Here is a 20,157-nt window from a genome sequence, read left to right as displayed (position 1 = left end):
CGCCTCGCAAGTTTTCTTCATCCTTCGCTGGATATCTATCCAGCATTTTTTTATCATACAGCATTATCTTTGATTCGTTACGCAGGAGCGTCATGTGATAGGCAGGCTGAGAGGCATCATTCTGGAAAAACAACCCCCGCTGGTGTTAATTGAAGTGGGCGGCGTAGGCTATGAAGTGCATATGCCGATGACCTGTTTTTATGAACTCCCTGAAGCGGGTCAGGAAGCGATTGTTTTCACCCACTTTGTGGTGCGTGAAGACGCGCAACTGCTGTACGGTTTTAACAATAAACAAGAGCGCACGTTGTTCAAAGAGTTGATCAAAACCAACGGCGTCGGCCCGAAGCTGGCGCTGGCGATCCTCTCCGGAATGTCAGCGCAGCAGTTCGTTAATGCCGTTGAACGTGAAGAGGTGGGAGCACTGGTGAAACTGCCGGGCATTGGTAAAAAAACCGCCGAGCGTTTAATTGTCGAAATGAAAGACCGATTTAAAGGTTTGCACGGCGATCTCTTTACGCCAGCCGCCGATCTGGTGCTCACGTCGCCTGCCAGCCCGGCAACCGATGATGCTGAACAGGAAGCGGTTGCTGCGCTGGTGGCGCTGGGCTATAAACCACAAGAAGCCAGCCGCATGGTGAGCAAAATCGCTCGCCCTGACGCCAGCAGTGAAACATTAATTCGCGAAGCCCTACGCGCCGCGTTATGAGGTAAAGGATGATTGAAGCAGACCGTCTGATTTCTGCCGGTACGACGTTGCCGGAAGATGTAGCAGATCGCGCCATTCGCCCCAAATTACTGGAAGAGTATGTTGGTCAGCCGCAGGTTCGTTCACAGATGGAGATTTTCATCAAAGCAGCGAAACTGCGCGGCGACGCCCTCGATCATCTGTTGATTTTTGGCCCTCCGGGTTTAGGTAAAACCACGCTTGCTAATATTGTCGCCAATGAAATGGGCGTTAATTTACGCACGACTTCCGGTCCGGTGCTGGAAAAGGCGGGCGATCTGGCAGCAATGCTCACTAACCTTGAACCGCATGACGTGCTGTTTATTGATGAGATCCACCGTCTTTCACCAGTGGTGGAAGAGGTGTTGTATCCGGCAATGGAAGACTACCAGTTAGATATCATGATTGGTGAAGGTCCGGCTGCACGCTCCATTAAAATTGATTTGCCCCCGTTTACACTGATTGGCGCAACCACGCGCGCAGGTTCGCTGACATCACCGTTGCGCGACCGTTTTGGTATTGTGCAACGTCTGGAGTTTTATCAGGTGCCGGATCTGCAATATATCGTTAGTCGTAGTGCACGCTTTATGGGGCTTGAGATGAGTGATGACGGCGCGCTGGAAGTGGCGCGTCGGGCGCGTGGTACGCCACGTATTGCCAACCGCCTGCTGCGTCGAGTGCGTGATTTCGCCGAAGTGAAGCACGATGGCACCATCTCGGCAGATATCGCCGCCCAGGCGCTGGATATGCTGAATGTCGATGCCGAAGGTTTCGATTATATGGACCGCAAATTGTTGCTGGCGGTAATCGATAAATTCTTTGGTGGGCCTGTAGGTCTGGATAACCTGGCGGCGGCTATTGGCGAAGAACGTGAAACCATTGAGGATGTGCTGGAGCCTTATCTGATTCAGCAAGGCTTTTTGCAGCGTACACCTCGCGGGCGTATGGCGACAGTGCGGGCGTGGAACCACTTTGGAATTACGCCGCCAGAAATGCCGTAGTTCAAATAAGGCGCTCGCGCCGTATCCGACATTGGCAATATGCCTGATGCGACGCCGTTCGCGTCTTATCAGGCCTATCAGGTATAGAGCCGTAAGTCGGATAAGGCGTTCACGCCGCATCCGACATTGGCAATATGCCTGATGCGACGCCGTTCGCGTCTTATCAGGCCTACCCGGTATAGCGAACCGTAGGTCGGATAAGGCGTTCACGCCGCATCCGACACTGGCAGTGTGCCTGATGCGACGTCGTTCGCGTCTTATCAGGCCTACCTGATATAGCGAACCGTAGGTCGGATAAGGCGCTCGCGCCGCATCCGACACTGGCAATGTGCTTGATGCGACGTCGTTCGCGTCTTATCCGACAATTGTGTTTAGGTACAAATTAGCTGGCCTGTTTTTTCATCATACTCAAAATAAACAACAGCGCAGCGCACAGCACCACTGACGGACCCGCAGGCGTATCGTAAAACGCTGAAAAAGTTAAACCGCCAGTTACAGCAATCATCCCCACTAAAACGGCGACACCTGCCATCTGTTCCGGCGTACGGGCAAAACGACGTGCGGTAGCAGCTGGAATGATCAGCAGCGAGGTAATAATCAACGCCCCGACAAATTTCATTGCCACACCAATCGTCAATGCTGTTACCAGCATCAACAGCAATTTCACTCGCTGTAATTTCACACCATCGACAAATGCCAGATCCGGGCTAATGGTCATCGACAGCAAATTGCGCCATTGCCAGAACAGAATTGCCACCACAATGACCACGCCAATGGCGATGGAGATGAGATCTTCCGGCGTCACTGCCAGCAAATCACCGAACAGGTATGCCATCAAGTCAACGCGAATGTTAGACATCAGACTGACAACGACCAGGCCCAGCGACAAGGCACTGTGCGCCATAATTCCCAATAACGTGTCGATCGCCAGCTGCGGGCGCTTCTCCAGCCATACCAGACCGCCCGCCAGCAGCAGCGTAACGGTAATCACTGCATAGAAGGGATTCACGTCCAGCAACAGACCAAACGCCACGCCAAGTAAAGACGCATGGGCCAGCGTATCGCCGAAATAAGACATACGACGCCAGACAACAAAAGAACCCAAAGGACCTGCGGCACAGGCCAGCATAATCCCGGCTAACCAACCGGGAAATAATAATTCAATCATGAGCGATCACTTCCCCGACGCAGAACAATTCGCCCCTGTAAATCGTGGCGGTGATTATGATGATGGCGATAAATACCCAGCTGTTCAGCTCCGCGAGGCCCGAACATCGAAATAAATTCCGGATGCAGGGAAACGACTTCTGGTGTGCCAGAACAACAGATGTGATGGTTAAGGCAAAGTACTTCATCGGTTTTTGCCATTACCAGATGCAGATCGTGAGACACCATTAAAACGCCACAGTCCAGTTCGCGACGTAACTGGTCAATAAGGTCATATAACGCCACCTGACCATTCACATCCACGCCCTGGGTGGGTTCGTCCAGAACTAATAACTGGGGTTGATTTAACAATGCGCGCGCGAGTAGTACACGCTGCGTTTCACCGCCAGAGAGCTTTTGCATTGGCGCGTCAATAAGATGCCCAGCCTGAACGCGTTTTAGTGCAGGCAGAATATCTTCCTTATGTGTTCTGGGGCGTAAGCGTAAAAAACGGTTTACGGTCAGTGGCAACGTGGTGTCGAGATACAGCTTCTGCGGCACATAACCAATGCGCAGTTTTCCGTGGCGCTTGATAACTCCTTCATCTGGTGTTACCAGCCCGAGTACAACCCGAACCAATGTCGACTTACCTGCGCCGTTCGGCCCAAGTAAGGTCAAAATTTTACCAGGCTTGAGTTCCAGCGACACATCAGAGAGGACGCGGCGTTGGCCAAATGAAACCGAGACATTTTCCAGGGAAACCAGACTTGTCATGTTAATTTTAGTCTTGCAGTAGTCATGAAATGTTATAATATCACACTTCTTATATTCATTACGATGATTGGTCGCATTATGTTACATAAAAAAACGCTTCTTTTCGCAGCATTATCTGCTGCTCTCTGGGGCAGTGCAACTCAGGTAGCAGAAGCTGCCGTTGTCGCTTCGCTTAAACCTGTTGGATTCATCGCTTCCGCTATTGCTGATGGAGTAACAGAGACGGAGGTGTTACTTCCTGATGGGGCCTCTGAACATGATTATTCACTGCGTCCATCTGATGTAAAACGCTTACAGAACGCGGACTTAGTTGTCTGGGTTGGGCCGGAAATGGAAGCGTTTATGCAAAAGCCCGTGAGTAAATTACCCGAAGCGAAGCAGGTAACCATTGCGCAGCTTGAGAGTGTAAAACCGCTGCTGATGAAAAGCATTCACGACGCTGATGATGATCATGACCACGCGGAAAAAAGTGACGAAGATCACCATCACGGCGATTTCAACATGCACGTTTGGCTTTCCCCAGAGATAGCGCGGGCTACAGCGGTTGCAATCCATGGAAAATTAGTGGAACTTATGCCGCAAAGTCGAGCCAAACTTGACGCCAACCTGATGGAATTTGAGGCACAATTAGCTTCAAGTAGGAAACAGGTTGGTAACGAGCTCGCGCCGCTCAAGGGAAAAGGTTATTTCGTTTTTCATGATGCTTACGGCTACTTCGAAAAACAATTCGGACTGACACCGCTTGGTCACTTTACCGTAAACCCTGAGATTCAACCTGGCGCGCAGCGTTTACATCAAATAAGAACACAGTTGGTTGAGCAAAAAGCAACCTGCGTTTTTGCTGAGCCACAGTTCAGGCCTGCGGTCGTTGAAAGCGTCGCACGAGGGACATCCGTTCGTATGGGAACGTTGGATCCCCTTGGGACGAATATCAAACTGGGCAAAACAAGCTATTCAGAATTCCTGAATCAATTAGCTAACCAGTACGCGAGCTGCCTGAAAGGAGATTAATGAGGAAGTGATTACGTGCAACAGATAGCCCGCTCTGTCGCCCTGGCGTTTAATAATTTACCGCGACCACACCGCGTTATGTTGGGGTCGCTTACCGTTCTTACTCTGGCCGTCGCTGTCTGGCGGCCTTATGTTTACCACCGAGACGCCTCGCCTATTGTCAAAACCATTGAGCTTGAACAGAACGAAATTCGTTCTCTCTTACCTGAGGCCAGTGAGCCGATTGATCAAGCCGCGCAAGAAGATGAAGCCATTCCCCAGGACGAACTCGACGACAAAATCGCTGGTGAAGCCGGCGTTCATGAATATGTCGTTTCTACGGGCGACACGTTAAGTAGCATCCTTAATCAATATGGTATTGAGATGGGTGATATCACCCAACTTGCTGCTGCTGATAAAGATCTGCGTAACCTGAAAATTGGTCAACAACTCTCCTGGACATTAACCGCTGATGGCGAGTTACAGCGTCTGACCTGGGAAGTGTCTCGCCGCGAAACCCGTACCTATGACCGCACCGCCGCTAATGGTTTTAAAATGACCAGCGAAATGCAGCAAGGGGAGTGGGTTAACAATCTGGTGAAAGGAACCGTTGGGACAAGTTTTGTTGCCAGCGCCAAAAATGCAGGTTTAACCAGTGCTGAAGTGAGCGCGGTGATTAAAGCAATGCAGTGGCAGATGGACTTCCGCAAAGTGAAAAAAGGTGACGAATTTGCGGTATTAATGTCACGTGAGATGCTTGATGGCAAACGTGAACAAAGCCAACTGCTGGGCGTGCGTTTGCGTTCAGAAGGCAAAGATTACTATGCTATTCGCGCTGAAGATGGCAAATTCTACGACCGCAACGGCACGGGCCTGGCGAAAGGGTTCTTACGATTCCCGACGGCAAAACAGTTCCGCATTTCGTCTAACTTTAACCCGCGTCGTCTGAACCCGGTAACCGCTCGCGTTGCGCCGCACAGAGGCGTTGATTTTGCGATGCCGCAGGGTACGCCGGTGCTTTCGGTGGGAGACGGTGAAGTGGTAGTTGCTAAACGCAGTGGCGCAGCGGGTTATTATGTCGCGATTCGTCATGGTCGCAGCTACACCACGCGATATATGCACCTGCGTAAGATTCTGGTTAAACCGGGGCAGAAAGTGAAGCGTGGCGATCGTATCGCGCTTTCCGGTAACACCGGGCGTTCAACTGGGCCACATCTGCATTATGAGGTATGGATTAACCAGCAGGCGGTGAACCCGTTGACAGCGAAACTGCCGCGTACTGAAGGGCTGACCGGTTCAGATCGTACCGATTTCCTGGCGAAGGCCAAGGAGATTGTACCGCAGCTACAGTTTGATTAATTAATACCCATTGGCAGCCGGTACGCAGTCAGTGCCGGCTTTTTTATTTGGTGCGGGGCAAGTTGCGCCGTTACACTACCACCAGATTGATTATTGCCTTATCCGAAACTGGAAAAGCATGGAAACGAAAAAAAATAATAGCGAATATATTCCTGAGTTTGATAAATCCTTTCGTCACCCTCGTTACTGGGGAGCCTGGTTGGGCGTGGCGACAATGGCCGGTATTGCCTTAACACCAGCGAAATTCCGTGATCCAATTCTTGCGCGGTTGGGGCGTTTTACCGGGAGACTGGGTAAAAGCTCACGTCGTCGGGCGTTGATCAATCTGTCTCTCTGTTTTCCAGAACGTAGCGAAGCCGAACGCGAAGCGATTGTTGATGAGATGTTTGCCACCGCGCCACAAGCGATGGCAATGATGGCTGAACTGGCGATACGTGGGCCGGAGAAAATCCAGCCTCGCGTCGACTGGCAGGGGCTGGAGATCATCGAAGAGATGCGGCGTAACAACGAGAAAGTGATCTTTCTGGTACCGCACGGCTGGGCAGTTGATATTCCCGCTATGCTGATGGCCTCACAAGGGCAGAAAATGGCAGCGATGTTCCATAATCAGGGCAACCCGGTTTTTGATTATGTCTGGAACACGGTGCGTCGTCGTTTTGGCGGTCGTCTGCACGCGAGAAATGATGGTATTAAACCTTTCATCCAGTCGGTTCGTCAGGGCTACTGGGGCTATTATTTACCGGATCAGGATCATGGACCTGAACACAGCGAATTTGTTGATTTCTTCGCAACGTATAAAGCAACGCTGCCAGCAATTGGTCGCCTGATGAAAGTATGTCGCGCGCGTGTCGTTCCGCTGTTCCCAATCTATGATGGCAAGACCCATCGTCTGACGATTCAGGTTCGTCCACCGATGGATGACCTGTTAGAGGCGGATGACGCTACCATTGCGCGGCGTATGAATGAAGAAGTCGAGATTTTTGTTGGTCCGCGACCAGAGCAGTACACCTGGATTTTAAAATTGCTGAAAACGCGCAAACCGGGCGAAATCCAGCCGTATAAGCGTAAAGATCTTTATCCCATCAAATAAAAAAAGCCTCTCGTGAGGAGAGGCCTTCGCCTGATGATAAGTTCAAGTTTGCTTCAGAAGATTAGAAATCTATTGAATTATCATTGAGCTGTAGGCCGGATGAGGCGTTTTCGCCACATCCGGCAACGTACTTACTCTACCGTTAAAATACGCGTGGTATTCGTCGAACCCACGGTACTCATCACGTCGCCCTGGGTGACAATCACCAGATCACCAGACATCAGGTAGCCTTTATCGCGCAGCAGATTTACTGCTTCGCTGGCAGCAACCACGCCTTCATTTGCACTGTCAAAATAGACCGGCGTAACACCACGATAAAGCGCAGTCAGGTTCAGAGTGCGTTCATGACGAGACATGGCGAAAATCGGCAGACCGGAGCTGATACGAGAAGTCATCAGCGCGGTACGACCAGATTCGGTCATGGTGATGATCGCGGTAACGCCTTTCAGGTGGTTAGCTGCGTACATTGCGGACATCGCGATAGCTTCTTCCACATTGTCGAACTGAACGTCCAGGCGGTGTTTAGACACATTGATGCTCGGGATTTTTTCGGCACCCAGGCAAACACGCGCCATTGCAGCAACGGTTTCAGATGGATATTGACCTGCGGCGGTTTCCGCAGACAACATTACGGCGTCAGTACCATCCAGAACGGCGTTCGCCACGTCCATGACTTCTGCACGCGTCGGCATTGGGTTGGTAATCATCGATTCCATCATCTGGGTAGCAGTAATGACTGCGCGGTTCAGCTGACGCGCGCGACGAATCAGCGCTTTCTGAATCCCAACCAGTTCCGGATCGCCAATCTCTACGCCGAGGTCACCACGTGCGACCATCACCACGTCAGAAGCGAGGATAATGTCGTCCATTGCATCCTGGCTGCAAACGGCTTCCGCACGTTCAACTTTGGCGACAATTTTCGCATCACAACCTGCATCGCGCGCCAGACGACGAGCATAATTCAGATCTTCGCCGCAGCGTGGGAAAGAGACAGCCAAATAATCTACGCCAATCAATGCCGCAGTTTTAATGTCTGCTTTGTCTTTCTCTGTCAGCGCTTCAGCAGACAGACCGCCACCGAGTTTGTTGATCCCTTTATTATTGGAAAGAGGGCCGCCGACGGTCACTTCGGTGAACACTTTCATGCCCTGAACTTCCAGTACTTTTAACTGTACGCGACCGTCGTCCAGCAGCAGAATGTCGCCAGGCACGACGTCAGCAGGCAGACCTTTATAGTCGATACCGACTTTTTCTTTATCGCCTTCACCTTTGCCCAGGTTGGCATCCAGCAGGAATTTATCCCCAATATTGAGGAAAACCTTACCTTCTTTAAAAGTTGATACGCGAATCTTTGGCCCCTGAAGGTCACCGAGAATAGCCACATGACGACCCAGTTTTGCGGCAATTTCACGAACTTTATCCGCGCGCATTTTATGGTCTTCAGGCGAGCCATGAGAAAAGTTCATTCGTACGACGTTTGCACCCGCTGCGATGACCTTTTCAAGGTTATTATCGCGATCGGTAGCCGGGCCTAACGTGGTAACGATTTTGGTTCTGCGAAGCCTTCTGGACATGTAATACTCCGTTGACTGAAACAACCAGGTGTTGCTTGAACATGAATTCGCATAAACTAAAACCATTATGGTTGTAATTTAAACACATGCGAATATCGTATAAGGATAGAACAGTGATAATCGATTTAGCGATCGTCACTCAATTTAAGTAACTGCTTATCAAAGCGCGATTCCTTGAGCGCTTCCTTGACCCGCTTCAAGTTATCTCTGAATTTTGTGCCGCGTCGCAAAGTAAATCCTGTTGCCAGCACATCTATCACGGTCAACTGCGCAAGTCGAGACACCATGGGCATATAAATGTCAGTATCTTCAGGTACGTCGAGGGTAATTGCCAGCGTTGCTTCCCGGGCGAGTGGCGTACCGGCGGAGGTGAGGGCAATTACCATCGCGTCGTTTTCCCGTGCTAACTGCGCCAGTTCAACCAGATTTTTGGTTCTTCCGGTGTGAGAAATCAGCACAACCACGTCTCCGTCGCTACAATTCATACAACTCATGCGTTGCAACACAATATCGTCGGAGTAAACCACTGGAACATTAAAGCGAAAAAACTTATTCATCGCATCGTGGGCGACGGCGGCAGAAGAGCCCAGACCGAAAAAGGCGATTTTTTTGGCCTGAGTCAGGAGATCGACGGCACGGTTGACGGCAGATTTGTCCAGCGAGTGACGGACGTGATCGAGCGTGGCCATTGCCGACTCAAATATTTTCCCCGTGTATGATTCAACGCTGTCATCTTCATTAACGTTGCGATTAACATAGGGCGTGCCATTTGCCAGGCTTTGTGCCAGATGGAGTTTAAAATCAGGAAAACCGCGGGTGTCCATGCTGCGACAGAAACGATTCACCGTTGGTTCGCTAACATTGGCCTCAAGTGCCAGAGCAGCAATACTCGAATGGATCGCGTTGTCAGGCGAAGCAAGAATGACCTCGGCGACTTTTCGTTCTGATTTGCTCAAATGTTCCAGTTGAGACTGGATTTTTTCCAGCATATTCATGATGTAAAGAGACTCACGGTAATGACGATTTCCACACTGAAAGAAATCGAAATGCAGTTTGGTCTGATATTACGCCTGTGTGTCGTATTAATGACAAAAGCGGATAAAAAAGTTGTCATTTTTTTTCATAACATGATCAGGGTCAGATTTTTACCCAATGGAAAACGATGATTTTTTTATCAGTTTTGCCGCACTTTGCGCGCTTTTGCCGTAATCGCACGGGTGGATAAGCGTTTACAGTTTTCGCAAGCTCGTAAAAGCAGTACAGTGCACCGTAAGAAAATTACAAGTATACCCAGGCTTAAGTACCGGGTTAGTTAACTTAAGGAGAATGACATGGCGGTAACGCAAACAGCCCAGGCTTGTGACCTGGTCATTTTCGGCGCGAAAGGCGACCTTGCGCGTCGTAAATTGCTGCCTTCCCTGTATCAACTGGAAAAAGCCGGTCAGCTCAACCCGGATACCCGTATTATCGGCGTAGGGCGTGCTGACTGGGATAAAGCGGCATATACCAAAGTAGTCCGCGAAGCGCTGGAAACCTTCATGAAAGAAACTATTGATGAAGGTTTATGGGACACCCTGAGTGCACGTCTGGATTTTTGTAATCTCGATGTCAATGACACCGCTGCATTCAGCCGTCTTGGTGCGATGCTGGATCAAAAAAATCGTATCACCATTAACTACTTTGCCATGCCGCCAGGCACTTTTGGCGCAATCTGCAAAGGGCTTGGTGAGGCGAAACTGAACGGCAAACCGGCGCGCGTGGTGATGGAAAAACCGCTGGGGACGTCGCTGGCGACCTCGCAGGAAATCAACGATCAGGTTGGCGAATACTTCGAGGAGTGCCAGGTATACCGTATCGACCATTACCTTGGTAAAGAAACGGTGCTGAACCTGTTGGCGCTGCGTTTTGCTAACTCCCTGTTTGTGAACAACTGGGACAACCGCACTATTGATCATGTTGAGATTACCGTGGCAGAAGAAGTGGGGATCGAAGGGCGCTGGGGTTATTTTGATAAAGCCGGTCAGATGCGCGACATGATCCAGAACCACCTGCTACAAATTCTCTGCATGATTGCGATGTCTCCGCCGTCTGATCTGAGCGCAGACAGCATCCGCGATGAAAAAGTGAAAGTACTGAAGTCTCTGCGCCGCATTGACCGCTCCAACGTACGCGAAAAAACCGTACGCGGGCAATACACTGCGGGCTTCGCCCAGGGCAAAAAAGTTCCGGGCTACCTGGAAGAAGAGGGCGCGAACAAAAGCAGTAACACGGAAACCTTCGTGGCTATCCGTGTCGATATCGACAACTGGCGCTGGGCTGGCGTACCGTTCTACCTGCGTACCGGTAAACGTTTGCCGACCAAATGCTCTGAAGTGGTGGTCTATTTCAAAACGCCAGAGCTCAATCTGTTTAAAGAGTCGTGGCAGGACCTGCCGCAGAACAAACTGACTATCCGTCTGCAACCTGATGAAGGCGTGGATATTCAAGTGTTGAACAAGGTCCCGGGGCTTGATCACAAACATAACCTGCAAATCACCAAGCTGGATCTGAGCTATTCAGAAACCTTTAATCAGACGCATCTGGCAGATGCCTATGAACGTCTGCTGCTGGAGACCATGCGCGGTATTCAGGCGCTGTTTGTACGTCGTGATGAAGTGGAAGAAGCCTGGAAATGGGTGGACTCCATTACTGAAGCATGGGCGATGGATAACGATGCGCCGAAACCGTATCAGGCCGGAACCTGGGGACCGGTTGCTTCGGTGGCGATGATTACCCGCGATGGCCGTTCCTGGAATGAGTTTGAGTAATATCTGCACTCATCCTTTATGGTTATTTTACCGGTAACATGATCTTGCACAGATTGTAGAACAATTTTTACACTTTCAGGCCTCGTGCGGATTCACCCACGAGGCTTTTTTTATTACACTGACTGAAACGTTTTTGCCCTATGAGCTCCGGTTACAGGCGTTTCAATCATAATATCCATGTATGAAACGCGTTGTGAATCATCCTGCTCTGACAACTCAATTTCAGGAGCCTTTATGAATCCACAATTGTTACGCGTAACAAATCGAATCATTGAACGTTCGCGCGAGACTCGCTCTGCTTACCTCGCCCGGATCGAACAAGCGAAAACTTCGACCGTTCATCGTTCGCAGTTGGCATGCGGTAACCTGGCTCACGGTTTCGCCGCTTGCCAGCCAGAAGACAAAGCCTCCCTGAAAAGCATGTTGCGTAACAATATCGCTATCATCACCTCCTACAACGACATGCTCTCCGCCCACCAGCCTTATGAACATTATCCCGAGATCATTCGTAAAGCACTGCATGAAGCTAATGCGGTTGGGCAGGTTGCGGGTGGTGTTCCGGCGATGTGTGATGGTGTCACCCAGGGGCAGGATGGTATGGAACTGTCGCTGTTAAGCCGCGAAGTCATTGCGATGTCTGCGGCTGTGGGGCTGTCCCATAACATGTTTGATGGCGCGTTGTTCCTCGGCGTGTGCGATAAGATTGTCCCTGGGCTGACGATGGCAGCGCTGTCGTTCGGTCATCTGCCTGCGGTATTTGTGCCGTCAGGTCCGATGGCAAGCGGGTTGCCAAATAAAGAAAAAGTGCGTATTCGCCAGCTTTATGCCGAAGGGAAGGTGGATCGAATGGCACTGCTGGAGTCAGAGGCTGCGTCTTATCATGCCCCTGGTACATGTACTTTCTACGGTACTGCCAACACCAACCAGATGGTGGTGGAGTTTATGGGGATGCAGTTGCCGGGCTCTTCTTTTGTTCATCCAGACTCCCCGTTACGTGATGCATTAACCGCAGCCGCTGCGCGCCAGGTTACACGCATGACCGGCAACGGCAATGAATGGATGCCGATCGGTAAGATGATCGACGAGAAAGTGGTGGTGAACGGTATTGTTGCGCTGTTGGCGACCGGTGGTTCCACTAACCACACGATGCACCTGGTGGCGATGGCGCGTGCGGCCGGTATTCAGATCAACTGGGATGACTTCTCTGACCTTTCTGATGTCGTACCTCTGATGGCGCGTTTGTATCCAAACGGTCCGGCCGATATTAACCACTTCCAGGCGGCGGGTGGTGTACCGGTTCTGGTGCGTGAACTGCTCAAGGCGGGCCTGTTGCATGAAGATGTCAATACGGTGGCGGGCTTTGGTCTTTCGCGCTATACCCTCGAACCATGGCTGAATAACGGCGAGCTGGACTGGCGCGAAGGTGCAGACAAATCGCTCGACAGCAATGTGATTGCTTCCTTTGAACAACCTTTCTCGCATCATGGCGGGACAAAAGTGTTAAGCGGCAACCTGGGCCGTGCCGTCATGAAAACCTCTGCAGTGCCGGTTGAAAACCAGGTGATTGAAGCGCCTGCTGTTGTTTTCGAGAGCCAGCATGACGTTATGCCTGCTTTTGAAGCAGGTATGCTGGACCGTGATTGTGTGGTTGTTGTCCGCCATCAGGGGCCAAAAGCGAACGGAATGCCAGAATTACATAAACTCATGCCGCCACTTGGTGTATTATTGGACCGGCGTTTCAAAATTGCGTTAGTTACCGATGGACGACTCTCTGGTGCTTCAGGTAAAGTGCCGTCAGCTATCCACGTAACACCAGAAGCCTACGATGGTGGGCTGCTGGCAAAAGTGCGCGATGGGGACATCATTCGTGTGAATGGACAGACAGGCGAACTGACGCTGCTGGTAGACGAAGCTGAACTGGCTGCTCGCGAACCGCACATTCCTGACCTGAGCGCGTCACGCGTGGGAACAGGACGTGAATTATTCAGCGCCTTGCGCGAAAAACTGTCCGGTGCCGAACAGGGCGCAACCTGTATCACTTTTTAAGACGACAAAATTTGTAATCAGGCGAGAGAAAACTCTGATGAAAAACTGGAAAACAAGTGCAGAATCAATCCTGACCACCGGCCCGGTTGTACCGGTTATCGTGGTAAATAAACTGGAACACGCGGTGCCAATGGCAAAAGCGTTGGTTGCTGGTGGGGTGCGCGTTCTGGAAGTGACTCTGCGTACGGCGTGTGCAGTTGATGCTATCCGCGCTATCGCCAAAGAAGTGCCGGAAGCGATTGTCGGTGCCGGTACGGTGCTGAATCCGCAGCAACTGGCAGAAGTGACTGAAGCGGGCGCACAGTTCGCAATCAGCCCGGGTCTGACTGAACCACTGCTGAAAGCGGCGACAGAAGGGACTATTCCTCTGATTCCAGGTATCAGCACTGTTTCCGAACTGATGCTGGGTATGGACTACGGCCTGAAAGAGTTCAAATTCTTCCCGGCAGAAGCTAATGGCGGCGTGAAAGCACTGCAGGCAATTGCGGGGCCGTTCTCTCAGGTTCGTTTCTGCCCGACTGGCGGTATTTCTCCGGCTAACTACCGTGATTACCTCGCGCTGAAAAGCGTACTGTGCATTGGTGGTTCCTGGCTGGTTCCGGCAGATGCGCTGGAAGCGGGCGATTACGACCGCATTACTAAGCTGGCGCGTGAAGCAGTAGAAGGCGCGAAGCTGTAACAGTCAAAATGCCCGATCGTGGATCGGGCATTTTTGTCGCGTTTTTGCCAGATTTAACCTTGTACTTTTACCTGTGCGGCGGCGTGCTTCGCGCGTTCAATCGCTTCATCAACACTTTCTGCTGTAGCCAGCGCAACCCCCAGACGACGGCTACCATCAATTTCCGGCTTACCAAATAAACGAATCTGCAAACCTGCGCCAACGGCCTCCTGCACGTTGTCAAACGTGACATTCTGGCTGGTCAGTTGCGGCAGGATAACGGCTGAAGCGGCAGGACCATACTGGCGAATCCCGCCCACCGGCAGTCCCAGGAAAGCACGCACATGCAGGGCAAACTCAGAAAGATCCTGAGAAATTAACGTCACCATCCCGGTGTCATGTGGGCGAGGGGAGACTTCACTAAAAATCACTTCATCACCACAGACAAACAACTCGACACCAAACAGCCCATAACCACCCAGTGCAAGCACCACCTTGCGGGCAATCTCCTGCGCACGTTCGAGGGCCAGTGGACTCATTTGCTGCGGTTGCCAGGATTCACGATAGTCACCGTCTTCCTGGCGATGACCTACAGGCGCACAGAAATGAACACCATCTACCGCGCTGACGGTCAGCAGGGTAATTTCGAAATCAAACTTAACGACGCCTTCAACAATCACGCGACCCGCTCCGGCGCGACCACCTTGCTGGGCGTACTCCCATGCCTGAGTCAGTTGTTCGGCAGAGCGAATAAACGTCTGCCCCTTGCCGGAAGAACTCATCACCGGTTTAACAATGCAGGGATAGCCAATGGCGGCGACCGCCTCGCGGAAAAGGTCTTCGCTATCAGCAAAACGATAAGTTGAAGTGGGAAGCTGAAGCTCTTCCGCAGCCAGACGACGAATACCTTCGCGGTTCATCGTCAATTGTGTTGCACGCGCGCAGGGGACAACATTTAGCCCTTCCTCTTCAAGCTGGATCAGCATATCGGTAGCAATAGCTTCGATCTCCGGCACGATATAATGTGGTTTTTCCAGTTCAACAACACGGCGCAATGCGTCGCCATCCAGCATATTAATGACATGGGCGCGATGCGCGACATGCATGGCGGGCGCGTCGGCGTAGCGATCGACCGCAATCACCTCTACGCCGAGGCGTTGGCATTCGATAGCCACTTCTTTACCCAGTTCACCGGAGCCCAATAACATCACGCGAGTTGCTGCCGGACGCAGCGCAGTGCCTAATAACGTCATAACGAATATCCCCTGATTAATTCCGCGTGAAGTATAAACGAAAACGTTTGCGCGTGTCTTTATTGCTTGATTGCTTGCGTTGATTTCTCGACTGAAAAGAAATATACTGTATAAAATTACAGTTATGATGAGAGGCTGCAAATGGCGGTTGAAATTAAATACGTAGTCATTCGTGAGGGCGAAGAGAAGATGTCGTTTACCAGCAAAAAGGAAGCCGATGCTTATGACAAAATGCTCGATACAGCGGATCTACTCGACACATGGTTGGCGAATTCTCCGGTGACAATGGAAGACGAGCAGCGTGAGGCGCTTTCTTTGTGGTTGGCGGAACAGAAAGATGTGCTTAGTACCATTCTGAAAACCGGTAAATTACCTTCTCCTCAGGTGGTTGATACTGACACGGATGGGGAAGGTGAAACTCACGCCGCCTGAAGCAACTTGCGCTCCTGATAATTTGTACCATGCTTTCTCCTGAATCATTGTGCTATGGAGAAAAACATGAAAAAAAGAGGAGCGTTGTTGGGGCTGTTGTTGGTTTCCGCCTGTGCATCAGTTTTCGCTGCCAATAACGAAACCAGCAAGTCGGTAACTTTCCCGAAATGTGAAGGTTTAGATGCAGCCGGAATCGCTGCGAGTGTAAAACGTGATTATCAGCAAAACCGCGTGGCGCGCTGGGCCGACGATCAAAAAATCGTCGGTCAGGCCGATCCGGTGGCGTGGGTTAGTTTGCAGGATATTCAGGGGAAAGATGATAAATGGTCGGTACCGCTGACCGTGCGTGGTAAAAGTGCCGATATTCATTATCTGGTTAATGTGGATTGTAAAGCGGGAATGGCGGAATATCAGCGGCGCTAATGGCTTCTGATAATTCGGTTTACCGCTGGCGGATGCGGCGCGAGCGCCTTATCCGCCCAACAATGCACTAACTCCCCAGAATCCTGATAAGAAACGCCAGGTTCGCATAAGACAATCACAATCAAATCTACAAGCCTCAAATTAATCACATCACCCGGCACCTTACCTGACGTGAATTTCCTGTGAGGACTGCCTCCCGTCCCGCTTATTTGCGCATCTTTTGTCTCTATATACACTTTCTGACATCCTCATTCGCTATGCTATTGCCATTAAAATGGTGAATTGAGGAGCAAAAATGGCTAACTGGTTAAATCAACTGCAATCCCTTCTTGGGCAAAGCAGTTCTTCCACTTCGTCTACAGATCAGGGATTGGGCAAACTTTTAGTACCCGGCGCATTAGGCGGGTTGGCAGGACTGCTGGTTGCGAATAAATCAGCGCGTAAACTATTAACGAAATACGGTACAAACGCGTTGCTGGTTGGCGGCGGAGCGGTCGCCGGTACAGTACTGTGGAACAAATACAAAGATAAAATTCGTGCGGCGCATCAGAACGAACCGCAATACGGCACCCAAAGTACGCCGCTGGATGAACGTACAGAACGTTTAATCCTCGCCCTGGTTTTTGCTGCCAAAAGCGATGGTCATATCGATAGTAAAGAACGCGCGGCTATCGACCAGCAATTGCGTGAAGCTGGTGTTGAAGAGCAGGGGCGTGTACTTATCGAACAGGCAATCGAGCAACCATTGGATCCACAGCGCCTGGCCCAGGGGATTCGCAACGAAGAAGAGGCACTGGAGATCTATTTCCTGAGCTGTGCGGCTATTGATATTGACCATTTTCTGGAGCGCAGTTACCTGAATGCACTGGGGGATGCGCTGAAAATTCCCCAGGAAGTCCGTGAAGGAATTGAACGCGATCTCGAACAGCAAAAACGCACTTTGTCTGAATAATATCTCACTCCGTATAGCCTGATATGCCTGTTTATCGGGCTATACAAAACCGCACAGCTATTTGAGCGAATTAATTTTCGCTGGCGACATCCTTTCGATTTTCACGCCATTACCTGTCATCATCTATACAATGACCGCCCTGTTTCGCTTGCATCCCGGGTGAGTTTTGCCACCCTTATAAGATGTTTCAACCAGAAAGAACAATAACATGCTACCAAAAGCCGCCCGCATCCCCCATGCCATGACGCTTCATGGCGACACGCGCATCGATAATTACTACTGGCTGCGGGACGACACACGCTCGCAGCCGGAAGTGCTGGATTACCTGCAACAAGAAAATAGCTACGGTCATCAGGTCATGGCGTCGCAACAAGCTTTGCAGGATCGGATATTAAAAGAAATCATTGACCGCATACCGCAAAGAGAAGTCTCTGCACCTTACGTCAAAAATGGCTATCGCTACCGGCAAATTTATGAACCTGGTTGTGAATATGCAATCTACCAGCGTCAGTCGGCGTTCAGTGAAGAGTGGGACGAATGGGAGACTCTGCTCGATGCGAACAAACGGGCGGCGCACAGTGAATTTTATTCAATGGGCGGAATGGCGATTACGCCCGATAACACGATTATGGCACTTGCAGAAGATTTTCTTTCCCGACGCCAGTACGGTATCCGTTTTCGCAATCTGGAAACGGGCAACTGGTATCCCGAACTGCTGGATAACGTGGAACCCAGCTTCGTCTGGGCGAATGACTCATGGACATTTTATTATGTTCGCAAGCATCCGGTAACGTTGTTGCCGTATCAGGTCTGGCGGCATGCCATTGGCACTCCAGCATCTGAAGACAAACTGATTTACGAAGAAAAAGACGATACCTTTTACGTCAGCCTACATAAAACGACGTCGAAACACTATGTGGTTATTCACCTTGCCAGCGCAACTACCAGTGAAGTTCGGCTGCTGGATGCAGAGCTGGCCGATGCCGAGCCGTTTGTCTTTTTACCGCGTCGCAAAGATCACGAATACAGTCTTGATCACTACCAGCATCGGTTTTATCTGCGCTCCAACCGCAACGGCAAAAATTTTGGCTTATACCGTACCCGTATGCGTGATGAGCAAGAGTGGGAAGAGTTAATCCCACCGCGCGATAACATCATGCTCGAAGGCTTTACGCTGTTTACTGACTGGTTGGTGGTTGAAGAGCGTCAGCGTGGGTTAACCAGTCTGCGGCAAATCAACCGCAAAACGCGGGAGGTTATCGGCATTGCCTTTGATGATCCGGCTTACGTTACCTGGATTGCCTATAACCCGGAACCTGAAACCTCACGATTGCGTTATGGCTATTCCTCCATGACTACGCCAGATACATTGTTTGAACTGGATATGGATACCGGAGAGCGTCGGGTATTAAAACAAACGGAAGTCCCCGGTTTCGATGCGGCGAATTACCGCAGCGAACACTTGTGGATCACCGCCCGTGATGGTGTCGAAGTGCCTGTTTCGCTGGTCTATCATCGCAAGCATTTCCAGAAAGGCCACAACCCGCTGCTGGTATATGGATATGGCTCTTACGGCGCAAGCATTGATGCCGATTTTAGTTTTAGCCGCCTGAGTTTGTTGGATCGCGGTTTTGTCTACGCCATTGTCCATGTCCGTGGTGGCGGCGAGCTGGGGCAGCAATGGTACGAAGACGGTAAATTCCTGAAAAAGAAAAATACCTTTAATGACTATCTCGATGCCTGCGACGCATTGTTAAAGCTGGGCTACGGTTCACCTTCACTCTGTTATGCGATGGGGGGCAGTGCTGGCGGTATGTTGATGGGCGTTGCAATTAATGAGCGCCCCGAGTTATTCCACGGCGTGATTGCCCAGGTACCGTTTGTTGATGTTGTAACAACGATGCTTGATGAGTCGATTCCTCTTACTACCGGCGAATTTGAAGAGTGGGGAAATCCGCAGGATCCGCAATATTATGAGTATATGAAAAGCTACAGCCCGTATGACAATGTCACGGCTCAGGCTTATCCGCATCTGCTGGTAACGACCGGATTACACGATTCACAGGTGCAATACTGGGAACCGGCAAAATGGGTGGCTAAGCTGCGCGAGCTTAAAACTGATAACCATCTATTATTGCTTTGTACCGACATGGATTCAGGGCATGGCGGTAAATCCGGACGTTTTAAATCCTACGAAGGTGTGGCGATGGAATATGCTTTTCTGATAGCCCTGGCGCAGGGGACATTACCAGGCCAATCAGCGGGTTAAACACTCTCCAGATAATGCTTCAAGGTTAAACGTAACTCCGGGCTCATACTGTCAAGGTTGTTAAACAACCAGCGCAGATAGCCCGGATCGCGCTTTGCAACGTCTGATACGGCTTTACCGCGATACTTGCCAAACGTGAACGTCGTCAACAACGACGGCCGCCCGGTGATATCCGCCATCTGCTCCGCCGTCCAGCCTGATGTGTTCATAATATCGATAAGCAGGGCTGCGGTAATATAGCAATCATACAGCGCGCGGTGGTGATGCAGACCCGATGGTGTCTGGACATTCAGCTTGCGTGATTTATACAGTGCCATATTGCTGTACTTGATTCCTGGCCACAAACGACGAGCCAGTTTCATGGTGCAAATCCACTCACCGGGCATTTCTGGCAACACCCGGCGGTCAAAGCTGGCATTGTGGGCGACATACCATTCGCTACCGTAATAGTGCGGGATAACTTCTTCAATCCACGGTTTGTCGGCAACCATGGACTCTGTGATACGGTGAATCGCCATGGCTTGTGGACTGATGGGACGGTCGGGACGCACCAGGTGGCTCATCGGGTTGACGATTTTCCCGTTAACAACATCAACAGAGGCAATTTCAACGATCCCTCCCTGCAAACCGCAGGTTTCTGTATCGATAATGCGCAACAT

Annotated in this window: 18 protein-coding genes; 12 read left to right on the top strand and 6 right to left on the bottom strand. The window is 50.9% G+C overall.

What is annotated here, in order from left to right; translation table 11 throughout:
• Positions 1 to 94 precede the first annotated feature (94 nt).
• Complete coding sequence (gene ruvA / locus D9597_RS16810; RefSeq protein ID WP_130223547.1) at positions 95 to 706, top strand: Holliday junction branch migration protein RuvA; 612 nt, start codon at positions 95 to 97, stop codon at positions 704 to 706.
• An 8-nt stretch (positions 707 to 714) separates the two neighbouring features.
• Positions 715 to 1,725 carry a Holliday junction branch migration DNA helicase RuvB gene (gene ruvB / locus D9597_RS16805; RefSeq protein ID WP_000568522.1) on the top strand — a complete coding sequence of 337 codons (1,011 nt, stop codon included), beginning with the start codon at positions 715 to 717 and terminating at the stop codon, positions 1,723 to 1,725.
• A gap of 382 nt (positions 1,726 to 2,107) precedes the next feature.
• Here ruvB and znuB read toward each other — a convergent pair whose 3' ends face one another.
• Both znuB and znuC read right to left on the bottom strand, forming a co-directional pair.
• On the bottom strand, positions 2,108 to 2,893 hold the full coding sequence (gene znuB, locus D9597_RS16800; protein WP_130223545.1) for a zinc ABC transporter permease subunit ZnuB: 786 nt from the start codon (positions 2,891 to 2,893) through the stop codon (positions 2,108 to 2,110).
• Positions 2,890 to 3,645, bottom strand: coding sequence for a zinc ABC transporter ATP-binding protein ZnuC (gene znuC, locus D9597_RS16795; protein WP_130208493.1), 756 nt, complete (start codon positions 3,643 to 3,645; stop codon positions 2,890 to 2,892). Before znuC ends, znuB begins: the two co-directional genes overlap by 4 nt.
• Positions 3,646 to 3,723: 78 nt before the next feature.
• Between znuC and znuA the strand changes: the two genes are divergently transcribed.
• From znuA to lpxM, 3 genes are all read left to right on the top strand, one after another.
• The gene (gene znuA / locus D9597_RS16790) at positions 3,724 to 4,656 is read left to right on the top strand and encodes a zinc ABC transporter substrate-binding protein ZnuA (protein WP_074399578.1); all 933 of its coding nucleotides are present in this window, start codon (positions 3,724 to 3,726) and stop codon (positions 4,654 to 4,656) included.
• Positions 4,657 to 4,671: 15 nt separating this feature from the next.
• The gene (mepM, locus tag D9597_RS16785) at positions 4,672 to 5,994 is read left to right on the top strand and encodes a murein DD-endopeptidase MepM (RefSeq protein ID WP_130223543.1); all 1,323 of its coding nucleotides are present in this window, start codon (positions 4,672 to 4,674) and stop codon (positions 5,992 to 5,994) included.
• Between the two features lie 118 nt (positions 5,995 to 6,112).
• Positions 6,113 to 7,084 carry a lauroyl-Kdo(2)-lipid IV(A) myristoyltransferase gene (gene lpxM / locus D9597_RS16780; RefSeq protein ID WP_130223541.1) on the top strand — a complete coding sequence of 324 codons (972 nt, stop codon included), beginning with the start codon at positions 6,113 to 6,115 and terminating at the stop codon, positions 7,082 to 7,084.
• A 131-nt stretch (positions 7,085 to 7,215) separates the two neighbouring features.
• Here lpxM and pyk read toward each other — a convergent pair whose 3' ends face one another.
• Positions 7,216 to 8,658, bottom strand: coding sequence for a pyruvate kinase (gene pyk, locus D9597_RS16775; protein WP_130223539.1), 1,443 nt, complete (start codon positions 8,656 to 8,658; stop codon positions 7,216 to 7,218).
• Between the two features lie 125 nt (positions 8,659 to 8,783).
• Positions 8,784 to 9,653 (bottom strand): DNA-binding transcriptional regulator HexR, encoded by an 870-nt coding sequence (hexR, locus tag D9597_RS16770; RefSeq protein ID WP_105289041.1) that lies wholly within the window; start codon positions 9,651 to 9,653, stop codon positions 8,784 to 8,786.
• Positions 9,654 to 9,989: 336 nt separating this feature from the next.
• On the opposite strand from hexR, the gene zwf reads away from it, so the two are divergent.
• The 3 genes from zwf to kdgA all read left to right on the top strand — a co-directional run bounded on the left by zwf (position 9,990) and on the right by kdgA (position 14,190).
• Positions 9,990 to 11,465 carry a glucose-6-phosphate dehydrogenase gene (gene zwf / locus D9597_RS16765; RefSeq protein WP_130208489.1) on the top strand — a complete coding sequence of 492 codons (1,476 nt, stop codon included), beginning with the start codon at positions 9,990 to 9,992 and terminating at the stop codon, positions 11,463 to 11,465.
• Between the two features lie 234 nt (positions 11,466 to 11,699).
• The gene (gene edd / locus D9597_RS16760; RefSeq protein ID WP_130208487.1) at positions 11,700 to 13,511 is read left to right on the top strand and encodes a phosphogluconate dehydratase; all 1,812 of its coding nucleotides are present in this window, start codon (positions 11,700 to 11,702) and stop codon (positions 13,509 to 13,511) included.
• A gap of 37 nt (positions 13,512 to 13,548) precedes the next feature.
• On the top strand, positions 13,549 to 14,190 hold the full coding sequence (gene kdgA / locus D9597_RS16755; RefSeq protein ID WP_064529269.1) for a bifunctional 4-hydroxy-2-oxoglutarate aldolase/2-dehydro-3-deoxy-phosphogluconate aldolase: 642 nt from the start codon (positions 13,549 to 13,551) through the stop codon (positions 14,188 to 14,190).
• A 53-nt stretch (positions 14,191 to 14,243) separates the two neighbouring features.
• Here the strand turns inward: kdgA and purT are convergent, their stop codons facing one another.
• Entirely contained in the window at positions 14,244 to 15,422 is a 1,179-nt protein-coding gene (purT, locus tag D9597_RS16750) for a formate-dependent phosphoribosylglycinamide formyltransferase (protein ID WP_130223537.1), read from the bottom strand.
• Between the two features lie 141 nt (positions 15,423 to 15,563).
• On the opposite strand from purT, the gene yebG reads away from it, so the two are divergent.
• The 4 genes from yebG to ptrB all read left to right on the top strand — a co-directional run bounded on the left by yebG (position 15,564) and on the right by ptrB (position 19,498).
• Entirely contained in the window at positions 15,564 to 15,854 is a 291-nt protein-coding gene (gene yebG, locus D9597_RS16745; RefSeq protein WP_130208483.1) for a DNA damage-inducible protein YebG, read from the top strand.
• Between the two features lie 66 nt (positions 15,855 to 15,920).
• Positions 15,921 to 16,277 (top strand): protein YebF, encoded by a 357-nt coding sequence (gene yebF, locus D9597_RS16740; RefSeq protein WP_130223535.1) that lies wholly within the window; start codon positions 15,921 to 15,923, stop codon positions 16,275 to 16,277.
• 295 nt (positions 16,278 to 16,572) lie between these two features.
• The gene (locus D9597_RS16730) at positions 16,573 to 17,229 is read left to right on the top strand and encodes a tellurite resistance TerB family protein (protein WP_130223533.1); all 657 of its coding nucleotides are present in this window, start codon (positions 16,573 to 16,575) and stop codon (positions 17,227 to 17,229) included.
• A gap of 208 nt (positions 17,230 to 17,437) precedes the next feature.
• Positions 17,438 to 19,498 (top strand): oligopeptidase B, encoded by a 2,061-nt coding sequence (gene ptrB / locus D9597_RS16725; RefSeq protein WP_130208477.1) that lies wholly within the window; start codon positions 17,438 to 17,440, stop codon positions 19,496 to 19,498.
• On the opposite strand, the gene exoX is transcribed toward ptrB, so the two are convergent.
• Complete coding sequence (gene exoX, locus D9597_RS16720) at positions 19,495 to 20,157, bottom strand: exodeoxyribonuclease X (RefSeq protein ID WP_130208475.1); 663 nt, start codon at positions 20,155 to 20,157, stop codon at positions 19,495 to 19,497. The two genes, ptrB and exoX, sit on opposite strands and share 4 nt — an antisense overlap.

This window comes from Escherichia sp. E13S3 (assembly GCF_004212325.1).
In the GTDB taxonomy this organism is placed as follows: Bacteria; Pseudomonadota; Gammaproteobacteria; order Enterobacterales; family Enterobacteriaceae; genus Escherichia.
The sequence above is the reverse complement of the archived record's forward strand: the minus strand, read 5'-3'. Positions and strand labels throughout refer to the sequence as shown.

Coding starts and splice junctions, on each gene's coding strand:
- ruvB (WP_000568522.1), top strand. CDS start 715: ATGATTGAAGCAGACCGTCTGATTTCTGCCGGTACGACGTTGCCGGAA.
- znuB (WP_130223545.1), bottom strand. CDS start 2,893: ATGATTGAATTATTATTTCCCGGTTGGTTAGCCGGGATTATGCTGGCC.
- znuC (WP_130208493.1), bottom strand. CDS start 3,645: ATGACAAGTCTGGTTTCCCTGGAAAATGTCTCGGTTTCATTTGGCCAA.
- znuA (WP_074399578.1), top strand. CDS start 3,724: ATGTTACATAAAAAAACGCTTCTTTTCGCAGCATTATCTGCTGCTCTC.
- lpxM (WP_130223541.1), top strand. CDS start 6,113: ATGGAAACGAAAAAAAATAATAGCGAATATATTCCTGAGTTTGATAAA.
- pyk (WP_130223539.1), bottom strand. CDS start 8,658: ATGTCCAGAAGGCTTCGCAGAACCAAAATCGTTACCACGTTAGGCCCG.
- hexR (WP_105289041.1), bottom strand. CDS start 9,653: ATGAATATGCTGGAAAAAATCCAGTCTCAACTGGAACATTTGAGCAAA.
- zwf (WP_130208489.1), top strand. CDS start 9,990: ATGGCGGTAACGCAAACAGCCCAGGCTTGTGACCTGGTCATTTTCGGC.
- edd (WP_130208487.1), top strand. CDS start 11,700: ATGAATCCACAATTGTTACGCGTAACAAATCGAATCATTGAACGTTCG.
- kdgA (WP_064529269.1), top strand. CDS start 13,549: ATGAAAAACTGGAAAACAAGTGCAGAATCAATCCTGACCACCGGCCCG.
- purT (WP_130223537.1), bottom strand. CDS start 15,422: ATGACGTTATTAGGCACTGCGCTGCGTCCGGCAGCAACTCGCGTGATG.
- yebG (WP_130208483.1), top strand. CDS start 15,564: ATGGCGGTTGAAATTAAATACGTAGTCATTCGTGAGGGCGAAGAGAAG.
- yebF (WP_130223535.1), top strand. CDS start 15,921: ATGAAAAAAAGAGGAGCGTTGTTGGGGCTGTTGTTGGTTTCCGCCTGT.
- D9597_RS16730 (WP_130223533.1), top strand. CDS start 16,573: ATGGCTAACTGGTTAAATCAACTGCAATCCCTTCTTGGGCAAAGCAGT.
- ptrB (WP_130208477.1), top strand. CDS start 17,438: ATGCTACCAAAAGCCGCCCGCATCCCCCATGCCATGACGCTTCATGGC.
- exoX (WP_130208475.1), bottom strand. CDS start 20,157: ATGTTGCGCATTATCGATACAGAAACCTGCGGTTTGCAGGGAGGGATC.